12 protein-coding genes are annotated in these 17,506 nt (G+C 72.4%); 7 read left to right on the top strand and 5 right to left on the bottom strand.

The window, feature by feature from the left end; all coding sequences use genetic code 11:
- The first annotated feature begins 8 nt into the window (after nucleotides 1-8).
- The 3 genes from B5M43_RS03175 (at nucleotide 9) to B5M43_RS03165 (ending at nucleotide 4,410) form a co-directional block, all read left to right on the top strand.
- Nucleotides 9-833, top strand: a complete 825-nt coding sequence (locus B5M43_RS03175) for a glycosyltransferase family 2 protein (RefSeq protein ID WP_134745293.1) — start codon at nucleotides 9-11, stop codon at nucleotides 831-833.
- Nucleotides 834-978: 145 nt separating this feature from the next.
- Nucleotides 979-3,072, top strand: coding sequence for a DEAD/DEAH box helicase (locus B5M43_RS03170; protein ID WP_134745292.1), 2,094 nt, complete (start codon nucleotides 979-981; stop codon nucleotides 3,070-3,072).
- A 222-nt stretch (nucleotides 3,073-3,294) separates the two neighbouring features.
- Complete coding sequence (locus tag B5M43_RS03165) at nucleotides 3,295-4,410, top strand: Ltp family lipoprotein (RefSeq protein WP_230667584.1); 1,116 nt, start codon at nucleotides 3,295-3,297, stop codon at nucleotides 4,408-4,410.
- 80 nt (nucleotides 4,411-4,490) lie between these two features.
- Here the strand turns inward: B5M43_RS03165 and B5M43_RS15260 are convergent, their stop codons facing one another.
- Nucleotides 4,491-5,723 (bottom strand): cytochrome P450, encoded by a 1,233-nt coding sequence (locus B5M43_RS15260; RefSeq protein WP_167626747.1) that lies wholly within the window; start codon nucleotides 5,721-5,723, stop codon nucleotides 4,491-4,493.
- 91 nt (nucleotides 5,724-5,814) lie between these two features.
- On the opposite strand from B5M43_RS15260, the gene B5M43_RS03155 reads away from it, so the two are divergent.
- Complete coding sequence (locus B5M43_RS03155; protein WP_230667576.1) at nucleotides 5,815-6,741, top strand: aldose 1-epimerase family protein; 927 nt, start codon at nucleotides 5,815-5,817, stop codon at nucleotides 6,739-6,741.
- Nucleotides 6,742-6,813: 72 nt separating this feature from the next.
- On the opposite strand, the gene B5M43_RS03150 is transcribed toward B5M43_RS03155, so the two are convergent.
- Entirely contained in the window at nucleotides 6,814-9,033 is a 2,220-nt protein-coding gene (locus B5M43_RS03150; RefSeq protein ID WP_167626746.1) for a hypothetical protein, read from the bottom strand.
- A 774-nt stretch (nucleotides 9,034-9,807) separates the two neighbouring features.
- Between B5M43_RS03150 and B5M43_RS03145 the strand changes: the two genes are divergently transcribed.
- The gene (locus B5M43_RS03145; protein ID WP_055988112.1) at nucleotides 9,808-10,749 is read left to right on the top strand and encodes a M15 family metallopeptidase; all 942 of its coding nucleotides are present in this window, start codon (nucleotides 9,808-9,810) and stop codon (nucleotides 10,747-10,749) included.
- 4 nt (nucleotides 10,750-10,753) lie between these two features.
- Here B5M43_RS03145 and B5M43_RS03140 read toward each other — a convergent pair whose 3' ends face one another.
- Nucleotides 10,754-12,889: an intein-containing Rv2578c family radical SAM protein gene (locus tag B5M43_RS03140; protein ID WP_055988114.1), complete on the bottom strand. Its 2,136-nt coding sequence runs from the start codon at nucleotides 12,887-12,889 to the stop codon at nucleotides 10,754-10,756.
- A gap of 106 nt (nucleotides 12,890-12,995) precedes the next feature.
- On the opposite strand from B5M43_RS03140, the gene B5M43_RS03135 reads away from it, so the two are divergent.
- Nucleotides 12,996-13,727, top strand: coding sequence for a sensor domain-containing protein (locus B5M43_RS03135; protein WP_134745290.1), 732 nt, complete (start codon nucleotides 12,996-12,998; stop codon nucleotides 13,725-13,727).
- 1 nt (nucleotide 13,728) lies between these two features.
- On the opposite strand, the gene B5M43_RS03130 is transcribed toward B5M43_RS03135, so the two are convergent.
- Both B5M43_RS03130 and B5M43_RS03125 read right to left on the bottom strand, forming a co-directional pair.
- On the bottom strand, nucleotides 13,729-14,718 hold the full coding sequence (locus tag B5M43_RS03130; protein WP_134745289.1) for a pirin family protein: 990 nt from the start codon (nucleotides 14,716-14,718) through the stop codon (nucleotides 13,729-13,731).
- Nucleotides 14,715-15,062: a GNAT family N-acetyltransferase gene (locus tag B5M43_RS03125; protein WP_134745288.1), complete on the bottom strand. Its 348-nt coding sequence runs from the start codon at nucleotides 15,060-15,062 to the stop codon at nucleotides 14,715-14,717. Before B5M43_RS03125 ends, B5M43_RS03130 begins: the two co-directional genes overlap by 4 nt.
- A 240-nt stretch (nucleotides 15,063-15,302) precedes the next feature.
- On the opposite strand from B5M43_RS03125, the gene recQ reads away from it, so the two are divergent.
- The gene (gene recQ, locus B5M43_RS03120) at nucleotides 15,303-17,279 is read left to right on the top strand and encodes a DNA helicase RecQ (RefSeq protein WP_134745314.1); all 1,977 of its coding nucleotides are present in this window, start codon (nucleotides 15,303-15,305) and stop codon (nucleotides 17,277-17,279) included.
- Nucleotides 17,280-17,506 lie beyond the last annotated feature (227 nt).

The raw sequence follows: 17,506 nt of genomic DNA, 5'->3' as shown, positions 1-17,506 counted from the left end.
TTCTGGACATGAACGCCGGTCCGACGGTCTCGATCGTGATCCCGGCCTTCAACGAGCAGAGCACCATCCGCGCCTGCGTGCTCGCGGCGATCGACCAGACGGATCCGGCCGACGAGATCATCGTCGTCGACAACCGCTCGACCGACGCGACGCGCGACATCGTGCGGGCGCTGCAGCGCGAGCATCCGCACGTGCCGCGGGTGCTGCTCTCGCAGGACGAGGTGCAGGGCCTGATCCCGACCCGCAACCTGGGGCTGGACTACGCGAGCGGCCAGGTGCTCGGCCGGATCGACGCCGACACCGTCCTCGAGCCCGACTGGGTCGAGCAGGTGCGCCGCATCTTCCGGGACGAGACCGTGGCGGCCGCGACCGGGCCGATGATCTACTACGACATGCCCCTGCGTCGCTGGGGCCATCGAGCCGACGACGCGCTGCGTCGCGCCGTGCACCGCCTGGCCCGCGACTTCCACTACATCTTCGGCAGCAACATGGCCCTGCGGGCCGAGGCGTGGCGGGACATCCGGCCGCACGTGTGCCGCGACGCGGCCGACGAGATGCACGAGGACATCGACATCTCGATCCACCTGCACGAGCGCGGCCATCGCGCCGTGTACCGGTCGGCGATGGTGGCCGGGATGTCCGCCCGCCGCCTCGACGACGCCCCGCGCGACTACTACAGCTACGTGATGCGCTGGGAGCGGACGTACGACGCGCACGGCATCCGCGACGCCAAGCTGCGCGCCCCGATGTGGGTCTTCTCGGTGATCTACCCGCTGCTCAAGGGCGTGCGCTGGTCCGTCAAGCGCCGCGGGACGACGGCGCTCACCCGCTGAGCGGGGTGCGGACGGCGCCCGGCCAGGCGTTCTCCCAGCGGGCCCCGCTACTCTGAAGGGTCGGCTTGGGATGCCGCGCGAAGAGTGCGCGGGTGTGTGTGGTCCTTACAGGCCGCATGACACCTATCGAGAGGTTCCTTTTCGCATGCCCAAGAACAAGAAGCCGGCCGGCGGCCGTCCCGCCCAGAACTTCGATCCGCGCTACGCCAAGAAGAAGACCGGCGGCCCGTTCCGCGGCATCGACGGCGGATCGCGCGGGCCGCGCCGCGACGACAGCGCCGGCGACCGCCCGCGCTACGAGCGCGCCGAGCGTCCGCGCTTCGACCGCGATGCGCGCCCTGCGCGCGACGGCGAGCGTCGCGATGCGCGCCCGGCCTACGGCCGTGGCGAGGAGCGTCCCCGCTACGACCGGGTCGAGCGTCCGCGCTTCGACCGCGATGCGCGTCCCGCGCGCGACGGCGAGCGCCGCTTCGACCGCGACGCCCGCCCGGCCCGCGACGGCGAGCGTCCTCGTTTCGAGCGTTCGGAGCGTCCGCGCTTCGACCGCGACGCCCGTCCCGCCCGCGACGGCGAGCGCCGCTTCGACCGCGATGCCCGTCCGGCGCGTGAGGGCGACCGTCCGCGCTACGACCGTCAGGACCGTGGCGAGCGTCGCGACTTCGCCCCGCGCGAGGACCGACCCCGCTTCGAGCGCTCGGACCGCCCGCGCTTCGACCGTGACGCGCGCCCGGCGCGCGACGGCGAGCGCCGCTTCGACCGCGACGCGCGTCCGGCCCGTGACGGCGAGCGCCGTTTCGACCGCCAGGACCGCGGCGAGCGTCGCGACTTCGCGCCGCGCGAGGAGCGTCCGCGCTTCGCGCGCGACGAGCGCCCCCGTCGTTCGTTCGACGAGGACCGCCCTCGCCGCGACTTCTCCGACCGCCCGCGCGGCGAGCAGGCCTGGCAGGAGCGCCGCGAGGAGCGCCCCGCGCGCACCCAGGCGCAGGAGCAGCGCATCGACGTCGTGCACGAGCGCCTCGAGGCGCAGGCCGTCGTGGCCGAAGAGGTGACGGAGACGACCTTCGCCGACCTCGGCTTCGGCGACAACATCGTCCGCGCGCTCGCCGCGCTGGGCGCCGAGCGGCCCTTCCCGATCCAGGCGTCGACCGCCCCGTCGATCATCGAGGGCCGCGACGTCCTCGCCCGCGGCCGCACCGGCTCGGGCAAGACCATCGCCTTCGGCGCTCCGCTCGTGGAGCGCGTGCTGCGCAGCAAGGCGGGCGTCAAGCGCGAGTTCGGCCGTGCGCCCGTCGCGCTCATCATGGCCCCGACCCGCGAGCTCGCGCTCCAGATCGACCGCACCATCCAGCCGATCGCGCGCAGCGTGGGCCTGTTCACGACGCAGATCTACGGCGGCGTGCCCCAGGCGCGCCAGGTGGGTGCGCTCAAGAAGGGCGTCGACATCATCATCGGCACCCCGGGCCGCATCGGCGACCTGCAGCGCCAGGGCAAGCTGGACCTCTCGCAGATCCAGATCTCGGTGCTCGACGAGGCCGACCACATGTGCGAGCTCGGCTTCCTCGAGCCCGTGCAGGAGATCCTGCGCCTGACCGCCGAGGGGGGCCAGAAGCTGCTCTTCTCGGCGACGCTCGACCGCGAGGTCGCCGCGCTCGTGGACGAGTTCCTCGTCGACCCGCAGGTGTACGAGGTCGCGGGCGAGACCCAGGAGACCGGCACGATCGACCACCGCGTGCTCGTGATCGAGCACCGCTCGAAGGCCGAGATCCTCGACTCCCTGGTCGACCGCGAGGGCAAGACGCTGGTCTTCACCCGCACGCGCGCCTACGCCGAGATGCTCGCCGAGCAGTTCGAGGACGCCGGCGTCGACGCGATCGCGCTGCACGGCGACCTGAACCAGGCCAAGCGCACGCGCAACATCGAGCGCTTCTCGAAGGGCCGCGCCCGCGTGCTCGTCGCCACGGACGTCGCCGCGCGAGGCATCCACGTCGACGACATCGACCTGGTCATCCAGGCCGACGCGCCGGACGAGTACAAGACGTACCTGCACCGCGCCGGCCGGACCGGTCGCGCGGGCCGCACGGGTCGCGTGGTCACGCTGATCCCGCGTCAGCGTCGCCGCCGCATGACCGAGATGCTGGAGCGGGCCGAGATCGCCGCCCCGTTCGACGAGGTGCGCCCCGGCGACGACCTGCTCGACGAGCTGGCCGGCGGCCCGACCGTGGCCGAGCTCTCGGCCTGACCCGTCCCGCACGCACGACCGGATGCCGCCCTCGCATGACGAGGGCGGCATCCGTCGTCTGCGGGCGGAATAGGCATGACGCTCGTGGCTTTGGCTCGGGCGCGCCTGAGAATTCCGGTCATGTATTGCGCACGAACTCCGATCTCATATTCTTCCTTTAGCGCCAACGCGTCGTCGGCGTGAAGAGGCCACCGACTGTGTCGGTAGAAGTGGAGTATCGCGGTGAACAGCATCGAGCGCAGGCCCCGGCGGATGTGGGCGGCCATTCTTGCGATAGCGGTGGCCGCCGGCGCCGCAATTGCGGGTCAGGCGCCTGCGATGGCCGATGGCCGCGAAGTGGGCGGCTACGGCGCCCGCTACTACCTGAACGACTCATGGTCGGCGACGGCGAACCATGAATTCAACTACGGCAAGGCCGAGGATCGTGTCTACACCGGCGACTGGAACGGCGACGGAAAGGACACCCTGGCGGTCCGGCGCGATCGGACGTATTACTTCTCGAACAGGCTTGGCGGTAATGCGACCACGGTCATCAACTACGGGAAGGCATCGGACACCGTCCTGGTCGGAGACTGGAACGGGGACGGCGTGGACACGCTCGCGGTGCGCCGCGGTCAGACGTATTACATCTCCAACAGTCTCAGCGGCGGCAATGCCAGCGTCGTCTTCAACTACGGCAAGGCATCCGATGTCGTTCTGGTCGGTGACTGGAATGGTGACGGCAGGGACACCTTGGCGGTTCGTCGCGGAAATGTGTACTACATCTCGAACAGCCTGACGGGAGGCAGCGCGAGCGCGGTCATCAATTACGGTCGGTCTTCTGACCTCGTCCTCGTCGGCGATTGGAACGCGGACGGAGCGGACACCCTCGCTGTGCGGCGGGGCAACGTGTACTACATCTCGGATTCGCTGAGCTCCGGCTCCGCATCCCGTGTTCAGGCCTATGGTCGTGCATCCGACACCACGCTGGTCGGGGACTGGAACGGCGACCGCAGGGACACGCTCGGCGTGCGCCGATACGTCGCGCCGGCGCCTCCGACGTTCGAGCAGCAGCAGGCGATCGAGAAGGCGCGCGATTACCTCGACTTCACGGCATTCTCCAGGAGCGGTCTCATCGGTCAGCTCGAGTACGAGGGGTTCTCCACCGCCGATGCGACGTATGCCGTGTCCTACCTCGAGAACAGGGGTGAGGTGAACTGGCGCGACCAGGCGGTCAAGAAGGCACAACAGTATCTGGACTTCATGTCGTTCTCGCGTCAGGGACTCATTGACCAGTTGGAGTACGAGGGGTTCTCCACCGCGGATGCCACATACGCGGCGGACAGGGTTGGGTTCTGAACTGGCCTGACCCGCCCCCCGCACGACCGGATGCCGCCCTCGCATGACGAGGGCGGCATCCGTCGTCTGCGGGTGCGGCATCACGCGAACTGCAGGATCATGCCGTCCTCGGGCTCGGCGGGGATGCGTCGCAGGCTGATGCGGAGATCCTGCTCCGGCACGGTGTAGGCCGGACCCTGCGTGAGCTGCTGCAGCGTCTCGACGAGCAGGTCCACCGTGGCGAGCTCGCCCGGGCACCGGTGGGAGGCGAGGTGCTCGCCCACGCCCTGGGCCACCACCGCGTGGGGCGAGGCGGTCGCGAACCGTCCGGGGTTGAACACGTCCGGCCGCTCCCAGAGCTCGGGGGAGTGGTCGGTGCCGTAGAGGTCGAGCATCATCCACTGGCCCTCCTCGAACCACTCGCAGTGGAGCTCGAACGGCTCGGTCGCGATGCCGCCGACCATCGGGAAGAACGGGTAGAACCGGCGGACCTCGTCCGCCGTCCAGCGCGTGGCCGCCGCGTCGCCGCCGCGGGTCTGCGACGCCCAGTCCGGATGCCGGTGCAGCGCGTGGGCGGCGAAGGCCACGAAGCGGGCGACGGCGACCGTGGGCCGCAGCAGGTTGAGCATCTCGACGGCGGCGACGTCCTCGTCCAGCGGGCGACCGCCCTCGGTGTGGTGCGCGAGGCGCCCCGCGATGGTCTCGTGGTCTCCCGCGGCGCGGCGCTCGCGCACGACGTCGCGCGCCCATGCCTCCGTGCGCCGACGGCGGAGGCGCGCCTTCCAGTTGAGCGGGCCGACGCTGCCGGCGCGTGCGATCATCTCCGTCAGCTCGCCGGACAGCTCGGTCTCGCGGCCGCGGTCGACGCGGATCCCGGTCCATTCCAGCGCCGCCCGGGTGAGCGCCCGCGCGGCGACCTCCGCGGCCGGAACCGCCCCATGCCCATGCTCCGCGACGACCTCGGGCCACGCATCCCGGAACGCCTCGACCAGCCCGGCGCGCTCACCCTGCGCCAGCTCGAGCATGAGCACCTTCCGCTCGCCGTGCCGCGGTCCCTCCAGCTGCTGCACGCTGCCCTCGTCCTGCAGGAGGTGGACGACCGAGCGCGGGATGGCGCCTCGCCTCTCGAAGGCATCCGGCTCGCCGAACACGTGCGCCGCCTCGGCGCCGCGCGCGACCACGACGGGCCGGGCCAGCAGCCGGGTGCGGAACGCGTCGGCGCCCACGTCGCGGAAGCCCCGCTGCCCGAAGACGTAGCCGTCGCGGGCGAGCCGCCACGTGGCATCCCATCCGGGCAGGTCGGGCACGCCGGTCACGCGGGAGGGGGAGGGCACGATCTGCGTCATGCTCCCGACAGCACCACGCCGGGCACCCGGCGGGTAGGCGCTTGACAAGCGGGCGGCCGGGCTCGAATAGGCTCGTGCCGTGAACGCACAGAACCGCATCGACCCCACGGGTGACCAGGTCCACCTCCGCCGCGAGGGCGGCGCCGGCGAGGTCACGGCGCACATCGCCCAGGTGGGAGCCTCGCTGCGCGGCCTCTCGGTCGGCGGCGTGGACCTCGTGCCGAGGTACCCCGAGGGCGCGCCGACCCCGTTCGGGAGCGGCATCGTGCTCGCGCCGTGGCCCAACCGCATCCGCGACGGCCGCTGGAACGACGGCGGCGCCGAGCGTCAGCTCGACATCACGGAGCCCGCGCGCGACAACGCCATCCACGGGCTGCTGCGCTACGCGCCCTACGCCGTCGACACGAGCGAGGACCGCGCGACGCTCACGGCGATCGTCTACCCGCAGCACGGCTACCCGTACACGCTGCGCACGAGCGTCACCTACGCCCTCGTCGACGACGGCGTCGAGGTGACGCACGAGGTGGTCAACGTGGGCGAGGGCGACGCCGCCGTCGCGCTCGGCACGCATCCGTTCTTCTGCATCGGCGGCGTCCCGACCGCCGACCTCGTCGTCACCGTCCCCGCCGAATCGGTCTTCGAGGTCGACGACCGGCTGCTGCCCACGGGCGAGGCGCCCGTGTCGGGCGAGGTCGATCTGCGCGGCGGCGTCCGCGTGGGCGACGTCCAGCTCGACACCGGCTTCGGATCGCTGGCGCGCGGCGCCGACGGCATCGCCCGCTCGACGCTCACGGCGCCTGACGGCCGGTCCGTCACGATGTGGCAGGACGAGAACTGGGGGTACATCCAGGTCTTCACGACCGACGCGTACCCCGGCCACCCGCTCGCGATCGCGATCGAGCCGATGACGGCGCCGACCGACGCCTTCAACTCGGGCCGCGACGTGCGCCGCCTGGCTCCGGGCGAGTCCTGGACGGCGCGCTGGGGCGTGACGTACTCCGGCTGATCCCGCGGCCGGCACGCGGAGAGGCCCCCGGAGCGCGAGCTCCCGGGGCCTCTCCGTGTGCGAGGGACTACTTCAGGCCGTCGAGGGCGAGCACGTCGTAGGTCTCGCCTCCGACCGCGAGGGTCGAGTCGTCCACGACCTCGCCGGCGGGCACCTCGCCGGTGCCGTCGTCGGCGAACGCGTCGTGGATCGCCACGACCGTGTCGACGCCCTCGCCGCCCGCCATGTCCACGGCCGCGTCGCGGATCGCCGAGTCGACGCCGAAGTTGGCCGAGCCGTCCAGCTTGACGTAGCCGCCGCCCTGGCCCGCGAGCGCCTTCGACGCGAGCGTCTCGCCCTTGCCGGCGACTGCTGGGACTGGCTGAGCGGCACGTTCTCGGGCCGCCCGTCGATCAGCGGCTTCGAGTACTGCGCCAGGTCGGTGTACGCCTTCGCGTGCTGCCGCGCCCACGTCACGTTGCTGCTCGTCATCGACAGCGCGAAGGTCTCCAGGCCCTCCCAGCCGAGGTGCGACGAGTTGCGGTTCGTGAGGCCGACCAGCACGTCGCCCGCGTCCTGGTAGCGGCTCCGGAACTGGTACGCCCCCGCGTGGTCGTCCATGAGCGCCTGCGTGAGCGCCGGGTTCGTGATGGGCTCGGATCCGGACGCGTCCTCGGGCCAGTCGATGAGCGGGAACGGGCCGAGAGAACCGGCGTGCTCCTTCGATCCGAGCGACCCGACCGAGCGCTCGCAGTGCCACACCCAGGCGTCGCGCTGGCTCTGGGGGACCAGGCGGGCGATCATGCCCGCGGTGGGGAAGCGTCCCTGCATCGACGTCGCGCCCCACTGCAGGCGCTTGTGGTTGGGGGTGTTCGCGAGGCTGTGCAGGTACAGGTTCGTGAACTGCGGCCGCTCGATCGAGGCGTCGAGCGCCGTGATGCCGGCGTCCTGCGCGGCGTAGATGCCGGGCAGCGCGATCTGGAGCGTGTAGTTGACGTACTCCAGGCCCTCCTGCATCCAGCCCGTGTCGGTGTAGGCCGCGTCGAGGTGCAGCCCGACCTCGTTCACGAGCATCGGGATGCGCGTCTCGCCCGCGTCGAACCAGCCGTCGCCGCGCGTCGCGAGGCGCAGCGCGAGCTCGCCGCCGCGCGTGACGCCGGTCCAGTTCGAGGCGCGCGTGTCGTCGTCCATGTTGAAGTGGTGCGCGACCTCCATGGCCGCGGCCAGGCGGCCGAGGATGCGGTTCGCGTTCGCGCGCTGCTCGTCGGTCCAGCCGTTGCAGGCCCAGTCGTACGCCTGGGCCAGCACGGGGGCCGGGTTGGCGTCCTCGAGCGGCTGCCGGGTGCCGAGCGGCAGCTTCGCCTCGGCCGCGACGATGCCGTCGTACGCCTTCTGCGGGTAGGACGCGTCGCCCGTGACCTGGTAGGCCAGCGCGGCCTCGGCCGCGTAGCGGCCCTCACCCTCGCCGAAGCCCTGGCCGTACGGGTTGGGGGTGGCGGTCAGGCCCCCGGCGACGCGTGCCAGGATGCCGTTCCAGATCTCCTGCGGCTCACCCGGCACGGCGATCTGCTCGCGCACCTTGGCGAGCTTGTCGTCGTCGATCCACAGGCGCGGGTGCGCGAGGTCGGCGACCTTGGCCGAGGCGACGACCTCGCCCGCGGCGTTCACAAGCGCGTAGGCCGCGGGCGCCGATCCCGGAAGGGAGACGGCGCCGCTGAGGCCGGTCGCGCCCGCCTCGACCGTCGCGGACCCGATCCGCTTGGCCGACTTCAGCGATCCGCTCGCCAGGGTCGCGGGGCCGGAGTACAGCGTGTAGGTCTCGGCCGTGCCCGCGGCGACGCGCCACGCGACGCGCACGCCGTCGGCCTCGGCCGTCGCCGTGAGGACGTCCTTGAGCTGGCGGTCGACGAACGTCGCGGGCGTCGCGGCTGCCGCGGCGTCGGTCGTGGCCAGGACGGCGCCGGCGGCATCCTTCGCGACCACGCGGTAGTGGTAGGTCGTGCCCGGCTGCGTGGTCGCGTCCTCGGCCATGGTGATCGCGGGCACCGAGCGCACGAGCGTGTCGCCGGAGGGCTCGAATCCGGCCTCGGTCGAGCGGTGGATGTCGTAGGACGCCGGCGTGCCCGAGAGCCCCGCGAACGTCCACTTCAGCTCGACCTCGCCCGTCGGCTGCACGGCGGGCGACGTGATCGCGACGTGCTCGACGCTGTCGACCGCGACGTTGTCGATCGAGAGCCGGCCCGAGGCGCTGTCGAGCATCGGCTCGATCACGAGCGTCGCCGTGCCGGCGGGCACCTCGACGTACTCGCGCACGTGCTTCCAGGCGTGCGTGCCGGAGGTGACGCCGACGCGGGTCAGGGTGCCCGTCGGGGCCCGCGCCAGCCACGGACTGCGCGCTGATGCCGGTGCCCCGCGCCCGCCACACGCTCCAGTCCGCGGGCTCGCCGGAGGCGGTCACGACCTCGAAGCCCGGGTTCTTCACGGTCAGCGCCGCGGCGTGGGCGGGGACCGCGCAGGTCAGGATGAGGGCGACGGCTGCCGCCGTGGAGCCCAGGATGCGCAGGGCGGGGCGTCTGGCCATGGAGGGCCTTCCTTCCGGGGGATGGGTCTTCGTCGAACCGGCGGCTTCGGGGGCCGTTCGCCGCCGGACCGGACGGCGACGTCGGGGCTGTAGGCGGTGCCCCGAGGATAAGAAGGCTCGTAAGATCCGGTCAATCGAAGCGCTCGGCTCGAAAGAAGCGAAAGTCGACGGGGGTTTGGCAGGTCGCCCCCCGGGCCGGGTGCTCATCAGGGGGCGACCTGCGTCGGTCGGGTGGCGCTCGCTGGGGGCGCGCCACCTGGTCCGCGCGCACGGCGGGGCCCTGGTGTCCGGCCGACCTCGGGTTCGTCGGCCGCGGGTTTGGGGAGACCTCGACGCCGCCCCAGCCGTGCGATGCCTGAGACTAGGGAGTGCTCGGGCGGCATGTCAACACCCGTCGAGCGGTTCGAAAGATCCGAAACCTGCATATCGATATGCCTGGTCGGAGGGCAGAACTTTCAGTCGCCGCCGGGGTGATGCGGCGGACCCGGTGGGCGACAATGGAGACCATGAGCCACGCCGGGAGGGCTGCCGCGCGGCGTCGGCTGCGCGCGCGGCGCAGAGTGCGCGCCGTCGCGCTGCTGATCCTCGCCGTCGCGCTCGGGATGGGGGCGTTCGCCGTCCTCTCGCCGCTGCTCGCGGGCGCCGAGAAGGCGAGCGCGGTGCCTTCCCTCGTCGACCAGCCGCCGGTGGCGGCCGCGCTCCCGGCCCCGCGCGTGGAGCAGGTCGAGGCATCGGAGGCGCCCTGCGAGGCGCCGGAGGTCGTCGCCGCGCTCCGCGACTCCGATGCGGACGCTCTCGTGGCCGCGTTCGGTGGCGGGGAGTCGCTGCGGCAGGCGGTGCTCGACGGCGCGGCGCCCTGCGTGCGCCTGGACGATCCGGCGATGCCGTGGGTGGTCGTCAACAAGCTGCGTCCGCTCGATCCGATCGACTATGCGCCGCGGGAGGTGCGCCGGCCCGCGGCGCGCGTCGCCGACGTCGGTCTTCGTGCCGACGCCCTGGCCGCCTTCGAGCGGCTCGCCGACGCCGCGGCCGAGGGTGCCGGGAGGATCGCGCTGTACAGCGGGTACCGCTCCTACGACACCCAGGTCTCGACCTATGCGGCGCAGGTGGGCGCGCGCGGCGGCGGGGCGGACGCCCTGTCCGCCCGTCCCGGTCACAGCGAGCATCAGCTGGGGCTGGCCGCCGACGTCGTGGCGTGCGGCGCGTGGGGGTGCGGCGACATCTATGAGGTGGGCGGGACCGCGCAGGGGCGCTGGCTCGCCGAGAACGCGTGGCGCTACGGATGGATCGTCCGCTACGAGGCCGGGCGCAGTGTGACGACCGGCTACGACGCCGAGCCCTGGCACCTGCGCTACGTGGGCCGGGGCATCGCCGAGGCGTACCAGGCGGGCGGCTTCCACACGCTCGAGGAGTTCTTCGGCCTGCCTGCCGCGCCGGACTACGACTGAGCGCTCAGAACAGCGTCGCGGCCTCCGGGATCGCGCGTCGCTCGGTCGCCCTCGTCGCCGCGGCCCGCCCGCGCGAGGTCGTCACGACCCGCGACGCCGTGGCGGCCGCCGGCGCGGGCCGGCGCCACGGATCCCCGTCGGAGCGGCCGTCGAGCCGGTGCGCCCGGATGAGCGGTCGGATGCGCTGCGACAGCATCGTCCGGTACGCCTGCGGCGCGTTGACGGAGGCGCCCGGATACAGGCCGCGGTAGGCGGGCAGGAGCTCCGGATGCTCGCGCGCGAGCCAGCGCATGAACCACGGCTTCACCCCGGGTCGCAGGTGCAGCGCGCCGTGCACGACCCGGGCCGCGCCCGCGGCCTTCACCCGGGCGAGCGCGGCGTCGAGCGCCTCGGGGGAGTCGGAGAGGTGGGGGAGGATCGGCATCAGGAACACCGACACCGCGAAGCCCGCGTCGGCCGCCGCGCGCACCGTGTCGAGGCGGGCCTGCGCCGTCGGTGTCCCCGGCTCGATCGCCTGCTGCAGCTCGTCGTCGTAGACCGCGATGGAGAAGGCGAGCTGGATCGGCACATCCTGCTTCAGCCGCGTCAGCAGCGGCAGGTCGCGCCTCAGCAGCGAGCCCTTGGTCAGGATCGAGAAGGGCGTGCCCGACTCCGCCAGAGCGGTCGTGATGCCCGGCATGAGCTTGTAGCGACCCTCGGCCCGCTGGTACGGATCGGTGTTCGTGCCGAGGGCGACCGGCTCACGGCGCCACGACGAGCGCGCGAGCTCCCGCCGCAGCACCTCGTCGACGTTCACCTTCACGACGATCTGCGAGTCGAAGTCGCGCCCGGCATCCAGGTCGAGATACTCGTGCGTCCCCCGGGCGAAGCAGTTGTGGCTGATCACGCCGTTCGCGACGAAGTCCCCCGTGCCGGTGGTGATGTCCACCATGTCGATGTCGTGCCCGAGGTCGTCCACGGACACGACACGCAGATCGGCGGCGGTCTTCACAGCGTCGCCGATGAGCTGCTGCTTCCCGCTGAGCGCCGGCCGGGTGGCGTCGAAGAACCGCTGCCGCATCGGCAGCCCTCCTGTCACTCGCACGGACCGCACGCCATTGGGCCGGGGTGGTTCGATGACGCACGGGATGCCGACGGCCTCCAGGGACTCAGCGGTCAGGGAGAGCAGTTCTTCATCCTTGTTGCTGATCCGCAGGACGCCTCGCGAGCAGCTCCCCTCCGCATCGAAGATTCCGGCGAGGAAACCCGCCCGCCATTCGCGGGACCGCGTTCGCGGGATCGTGATCAGATGCTCGATCGCCGCGACGTCTTCCACGCGTGCGGTGTGGATCGCGATCATCTGCTTGCGTGCGCCCTCCGCGGCGCTGAAGGTTCGCGTTCGCGTGGGAACGCCGGAACGATCGAGGAAGTCCCGCGATCGGTCCAGGGCGGCGCGGTCGGTCTCCGTGAGCGCCAAGCGGAACATGTGGATGTCGCGGATGCGATCCGCGCTCCGATACGAGCGATGGAAGATCATCCCGTCGCCCCGGATCATGCCGGCGAGGTAGCCGCGTCGGTAGTGCGGCGTCGGCGATGCGGAGTCGGGCGGCGGCCCGCCGATGCCGAATCCCATCAAGCGGTTGAGGGCGGTGAGGTGGGGGCGCTGCTCGGGGCCCGTGGTGGCGCCGTGGACATGCTTCCAGCCCCTGTCGGTCAGGAACCGATGGTCGCCGCTCGCCGTGATCTCGGTGCCGTCGGCCAGCGTGACGCGATACGCGCGCTTTCTCGACGGCCACTTCGCGCGGACCGTCGTGCGCACGTAGCGTCGGTAGGCACCGTGCCGCTCGGTGCCGACGATCTCGTCGCCGACGCGGATCTCACGAAGCGGAACCTGGCGGCCGTCGGCCCGCAGGATCAGGGTGTCTGGGCTGAGGCAGTACACGCAGGCATGGGTGCATCCGCGATACGGGTTGATCGTCCAGTCGAACGGCATGCTGCTCGAGCGCGGCACATGGTTGAGGGCCGACTTGGCGGCGACCTCGTGGAACGTCACGCCCGCGAACTCGGGCGTCGTCACCGACCGGACGAGTCCGTCGAGCTGCTCCATTCCGGGCAGCGCGTCGGGGTCCGAGACGCCGAGCTCCTGTCCCTGCCATCGCATGGATTCATCGAACACCCGTTCTATCGCCAAGTCAAGCGACATCAGAACACATGTGCGAAGCGATCCGGCCCTGGTGGCGCGGGTGCGCGCGTGCGAGACTGCGGGCATGACCGCGCGACTCGCCCTCCGAACCCTCGCTCCGATCGTCCTGGCCGGATCGCTGCTGATCGCCGGCTGCTCGGCCGGCGGCGAGGAGGAGGCGCCCGAGGGGGCGACCCCGCCCGCGGAGTCCTCCGCGCCCGCGGAGACGCCCGCGGACGAGGCGCCGTCGGGCGAGGTGGTCGATGAGGCCGTGCTCGAGGGGTACGTCGTGGCCGCGGGGCTCGAGCCGATCGACATCGAGGCCATGGGTGGGGTCGAGGGGCTCAGCGGCCTCTTCGCGGATGCGGAGATCGAGCCTGCCGAGTGCGCGGCCGCGGTCGAGAGCGGGCTCGCCATCGCCGAGACGAGCGAGAGCAGCATGGCCGTGGGCGTCGACGAGGCGACCGGCCAGTCGGGCGGAGTGGTGAGCTTCGCGGAGGCGTCGATCGCCGACGGCGCCGTGGAGTCGGGCCTGTCGAACATCGACGGCTGCGGCGAGATCACGATCACCATGGCCGACGGGACGTCGGTGACGAGCACCATCAGCGAGGTCCCGGTGTCGATCGACGGCGCCGACTCGGCGTACGGGGTGCAGACCGACTCCGTGATCGAGGGCACCGGCGCGATGAGCTCCGTGACCGTCACGGCGCTGGTCGACTCGCTCGTCGTGACCGGCAGCGCGATCGGCGGTGCGGAGGCGGCATCGGGCGCAGAGGACGTCGCCCAGCGGCTCGTGGACGCGATCGCGGCGGGCTGACCTACACCTTGCGGCGTCGCGGCGTGAGCCGCACCTGAGGCATGGTCGGGGCGGGGATGCGCTCGTCGCCGTGCGTGACGACGTGGCCGAACCGCTCGGACCCGGCCTCCCACTCCTCACGCGCCTCGACGATCTCGTCGTGGTCCCGGCCCACGAAGTTCCACCACATCACGAGGTCGTCCGCGAACGGCTCCCCGCCCAGGAGGAAGAACATCGCGCCGCCGATCGTCGAGACCTCGATGCCGTCGCGGTTCACGCCGAGGTAGAGCAGGTCCAGAGCCCCGAGCGATGTCGGTTCGCCGGTGCGGCCCGCGTGCGCGACGAGGTCGCCCTCCACCCCCGCGATCGCGTACTCCCAGTCGCGGCGGAACGGGATGCGCACGCGCGATCCCGGCGCCAGCACGACCTCCGCGCCCACGATCGGCGTGTAGACGGTGGCGGGGGACACGACGTCCCCGAGCTCGCCGACGACCACCGTGGCGTCCGCGTCGGCGCCCTCGAGGGCCGGGAGCCTCAGCGTCGGCAGGTCGGCATGGCGCTCGAAGTCCGGACCGCCGTGGCGGCGGCTCTCCGGGAGGGCGATCCACAGCTGCAGCGCGTCGAGCGGGATGGGATCGTCGCCGACCGAATACTCCGAGTGGGAGATGCCCCGGCCCGACGTCATGATGTTCAGCACGCCGCGGCTGATCGTGACGTCGCTGTCGATGCTGTCGCGGTGGCGGACCTCGCCCACCAGCGGCCACGTCACGGTCTGCAGTCCGATGTGCGGGTGGGGCTCCACCCGCATCAGCGCCTCCTGCGGCCCGAAGCGGTCGAAGAAGCACCATGCGCCCACGGTCGGCAGGTCGCGCTGCGGCAGCGAGCGGTGAACCGCCATGGCCCTGACGCCGCCGAGCGGCACCTCGCGGGGCTCGAGCAGCAGCTCACGAGGGCCGTCGCACGCGTCGGCGGTGAGGTCCCACTCGTCGGTCGCGGCGTCGAGGCGCGTCATGCCGGGGACTCGCCCTGCGTCGCCGCGTCGAGCGGGGTGCCGCCCGGCCACTCCACGACCGCGCCGGCCACCTCGTTCTTCTGCAGATACGCCGCCACGAACGGGCACAGGGGGATGATCGTGTCGCCGCGGCGCGCGACGTCCGCGAGCGCCTCGGAGGCGAGCGTGTCGCCGAGCCCCTGCCCGCGGAAGGCGGGATCGATCTCGGTCGCGATCATCCGGATCCGGCCCTGGCCCTGCTCGAACCGGATGAAGCCGGCGACCGTGTCCTCGTGGGTCGCGTCCGACAGGTGCAGCTCGTACCGGCTCGCGTCGTCGTTGCGGGTCACTTTCAGGTCTGCCATGCGGGCTCCTTCCGTCGGGCTCCCACGCTACGGCGTGGCGCCGACGCGGGGAAGGCTCGTCCCCAGGGCCGGAGGGCGCCGGGTCGCCGGCGACGCCCAGGGGACGTGTCGGAGCCCGCGCCTAGACTCGAGCGCGTGACCCCGAGCACCCCCGAACCGAGCAGCGCCCGCGCGGGCGCGGCCGGCTGGGGGTCCTGGGCGCCGACGGATCCCGACGACCAGGGCGGCCCCGGCGACTGGATGCCGTACGAGCCGCCGCCCTACGACGAGCCGCCCTTCGACCCGTATCTCGACGCGCCGCCGCCCGACGACTGGGCGCCGCCCGCTGCGGATGCCTCGGGCCCGGCCCGCCGCTCGGCCCGCGTCGCGGCGCCGGGCGTCGCGAGCGGTGTGCGCCCGTCGGTCTACGCGACGCCCCTCGAGGCGCTCAAGACCGTCTACGGCTACGACGCGTTCCGCGGCGATCAGCGGCAGATCGTCGAGCACGTCGTCTCGGGCGGCGACGCCGTCGTCCTGATGCCGACCGGCGGCGGCAAGAGCGTCTGCTACCAGGTGCCCGCGCTCGTCCGCGAGGGAACGGGCCTCGTGGTCTCGCCGCTCATCGCGCTGATGCACGACCAGGTCGACGCGCTCGTCGCGAACGGCGTGCGCGCCGCGTACCTCAACTCGACGCAGGCGCCGGACGAGCGCGCGCGCGTCGAGCGCGCGTACGTCGCCGGCGAGCTCGACCTGCTGTACGTCGCCCCCGAGCGCCTGAACGGCGAGCAGACGCTGCGCCTGCTCGAGCGTGGCACGCTGAGCGTGATCGCGATCGACGAGGCCCACTGCGTGTCGCAGTGGGGCCACGACTTCCGTCCCGACTACCTCGCGCTCGGCGGCCTCGGCGAGCGGTTCCCCGGCGTGCCGCGCCTGGCCCTCACGGCGACCGCGACGCCCGAGACGCACCGTGAGATCACGGAGCGCCTGCGGCTGCCCTCCGCCCGCCACTTCGTGGCGAGCTTCGATCGGCCCAACATCCGGTACCGGATCGACGCCAAGACCGAGCCGCGCAGGCAGCTGCTGGACTTCATCCGCTCCCAGCCGGAGGGCGCGGCGGGGATCGTGTACGCGCTGAGCCGCAACTCGGTGGAGCAGACCGCGACCTACCTCGCCGGTCAGGGCATCGACGCCATCCCGTACCACGCGGGGCTCGACGCGGCGACGCGGGCGCGGCACCAGTCCCGCTTCCTCCGCGAGGACGGCGTCGTCGTCGTGGCGACCATCGCGTTCGGCATGGGTATCGACAAGCCCGACGTCCGGTTCGTGGCCCACATCGACCTTCCCAAGTCGGTCGAGGGGTACTACCAGGAGACCGGGCGCGCGGGCCGCGACGGCCTGCCCGCGCAGGCCTGGATGGCCTACGGCCTGGGCGACGTCGTCCAGCAGCGGCGGATGATCCAGCAGTCCGACGGCGACCGCGCGATCCAGCAGCGGCAGGGGCAGCACCTCGACGCGATGCTCGCGCTGTGCGAGACGGTCGGATGCCGGCGCCAGAACCTGCTGGGTTACTTCGGGCAGCGGTCCGAGCCCTGCGGCAACTGCGACACGTGCCTCACGCCGCCCGAGACCTGGGACGGGCTCGTTCCCGCGCAGAAGCTGCTGTCGACCGTCGTCCGGCTCAAGCGCGAACGCAACCAGGCGTTCGGCGCCGGCCACCTCATCGACATCCTGCGCGGCGCGTCGACCGACCGGGTGCGCAAGCTGGGCCACGACTCGCTCGCCACGTACGGCATCGGCGCCGACCTGTCCGAGCAGGACTGGCGCAGCGTCATCCGCCAGCTCCTCGCGCGCGGCCTCCTGGTCGCGCAGGGCGAGTACGGCACCCTCGCGCTGAGCGAGGCGAGCGGCGGCGTGCTGCGCGGCGAGACGCCCGTGCCGTTGCGCCGCGATGTGATCGGGCGGGCCTCCCGCTCGGGCGGCGGCGCTCGCAAGGCGTCCGCCGCCGACCAGCTCGCGCCCGAGCACCGCGATCTCTTCGAGGCGCTGCGCGCGTGGCGCGCGGACCAGGCGCGCGAGCAGGGCGTCCCCGCCTACATCGTCTTCGGCGACGCCACTCTGCGCGCGCTCGCCGAGCACCGCCCCGCCTCCCTCGAGGCACTGTCCGGCATCAGCGGCATCGGCGAGCGCAAGCGCGAAGCCTACGGCGCCGCCGTGCTCGCCGTCATCGCCGCGCACTGACACCGCCTCCGCTCGCGCCGGCGGGGCCCACGTCTGCCGTGCGCTCGACCCGCCCGAACGCGCGCCGCCGGCCACCGCGCAGGCGGCTGATGTCCCAGTCGGCATATGGCCCATGAACCGGGACCGCGAACCCTTCGTCGGCTAACGACACGCCGGTGTCCCGGAATCCAGGTGGACGGAAGTCCGATCTCGACGCCGATCGATCTGGGTGCCCAGACCGCGGATGC

Source organism: Microbacterium sp. MEC084 (assembly GCF_004514465.2).
Classification (GTDB): domain Bacteria; phylum Actinomycetota; class Actinomycetes; order Actinomycetales; family Microbacteriaceae; genus Microbacterium.
Note: the sequence above shows the minus strand (reverse complement) of the source record. Positions and strands in the feature narration are given on the sequence as shown.

What these genes read in the sequence shown, in the direction of transcription:
- B5M43_RS03175 (WP_134745293.1), top strand. Translation starts at nt 9, where the DNA reads ATGAACGCCGGTCCGACGGTCTCGATCGTGATCCCGGCCTTCAACGAG.
- B5M43_RS03145 (WP_055988112.1), top strand. Translation starts at nt 9,808, where the DNA reads ATGAGCCACGCCGGGAGGGCTGCCGCGCGGCGTCGGCTGCGCGCGCGG.
- B5M43_RS03130 (WP_134745289.1), bottom strand. Translation starts at nt 14,718, where the DNA reads ATGACGCGCCTCGACGCCGCGACCGACGAGTGGGACCTCACCGCCGAC.
- B5M43_RS03140 (WP_055988114.1), bottom strand. Translation starts at nt 12,889, where the DNA reads ATGCGATGGCAGGGACAGGAGCTCGGCGTCTCGGACCCCGACGCGCTG.
- B5M43_RS03135 (WP_134745290.1), top strand. Translation starts at nt 12,996, where the DNA reads ATGACCGCGCGACTCGCCCTCCGAACCCTCGCTCCGATCGTCCTGGCC.
- B5M43_RS03170 (WP_134745292.1), top strand. Translation starts at nt 979, where the DNA reads ATGCCCAAGAACAAGAAGCCGGCCGGCGGCCGTCCCGCCCAGAACTTC.
- recQ (WP_134745314.1), top strand. Translation starts at nt 15,303, where the DNA reads ATGCCGTACGAGCCGCCGCCCTACGACGAGCCGCCCTTCGACCCGTAT.
- B5M43_RS03125 (WP_134745288.1), bottom strand. Translation starts at nt 15,062, where the DNA reads ATGGCAGACCTGAAAGTGACCCGCAACGACGACGCGAGCCGGTACGAG.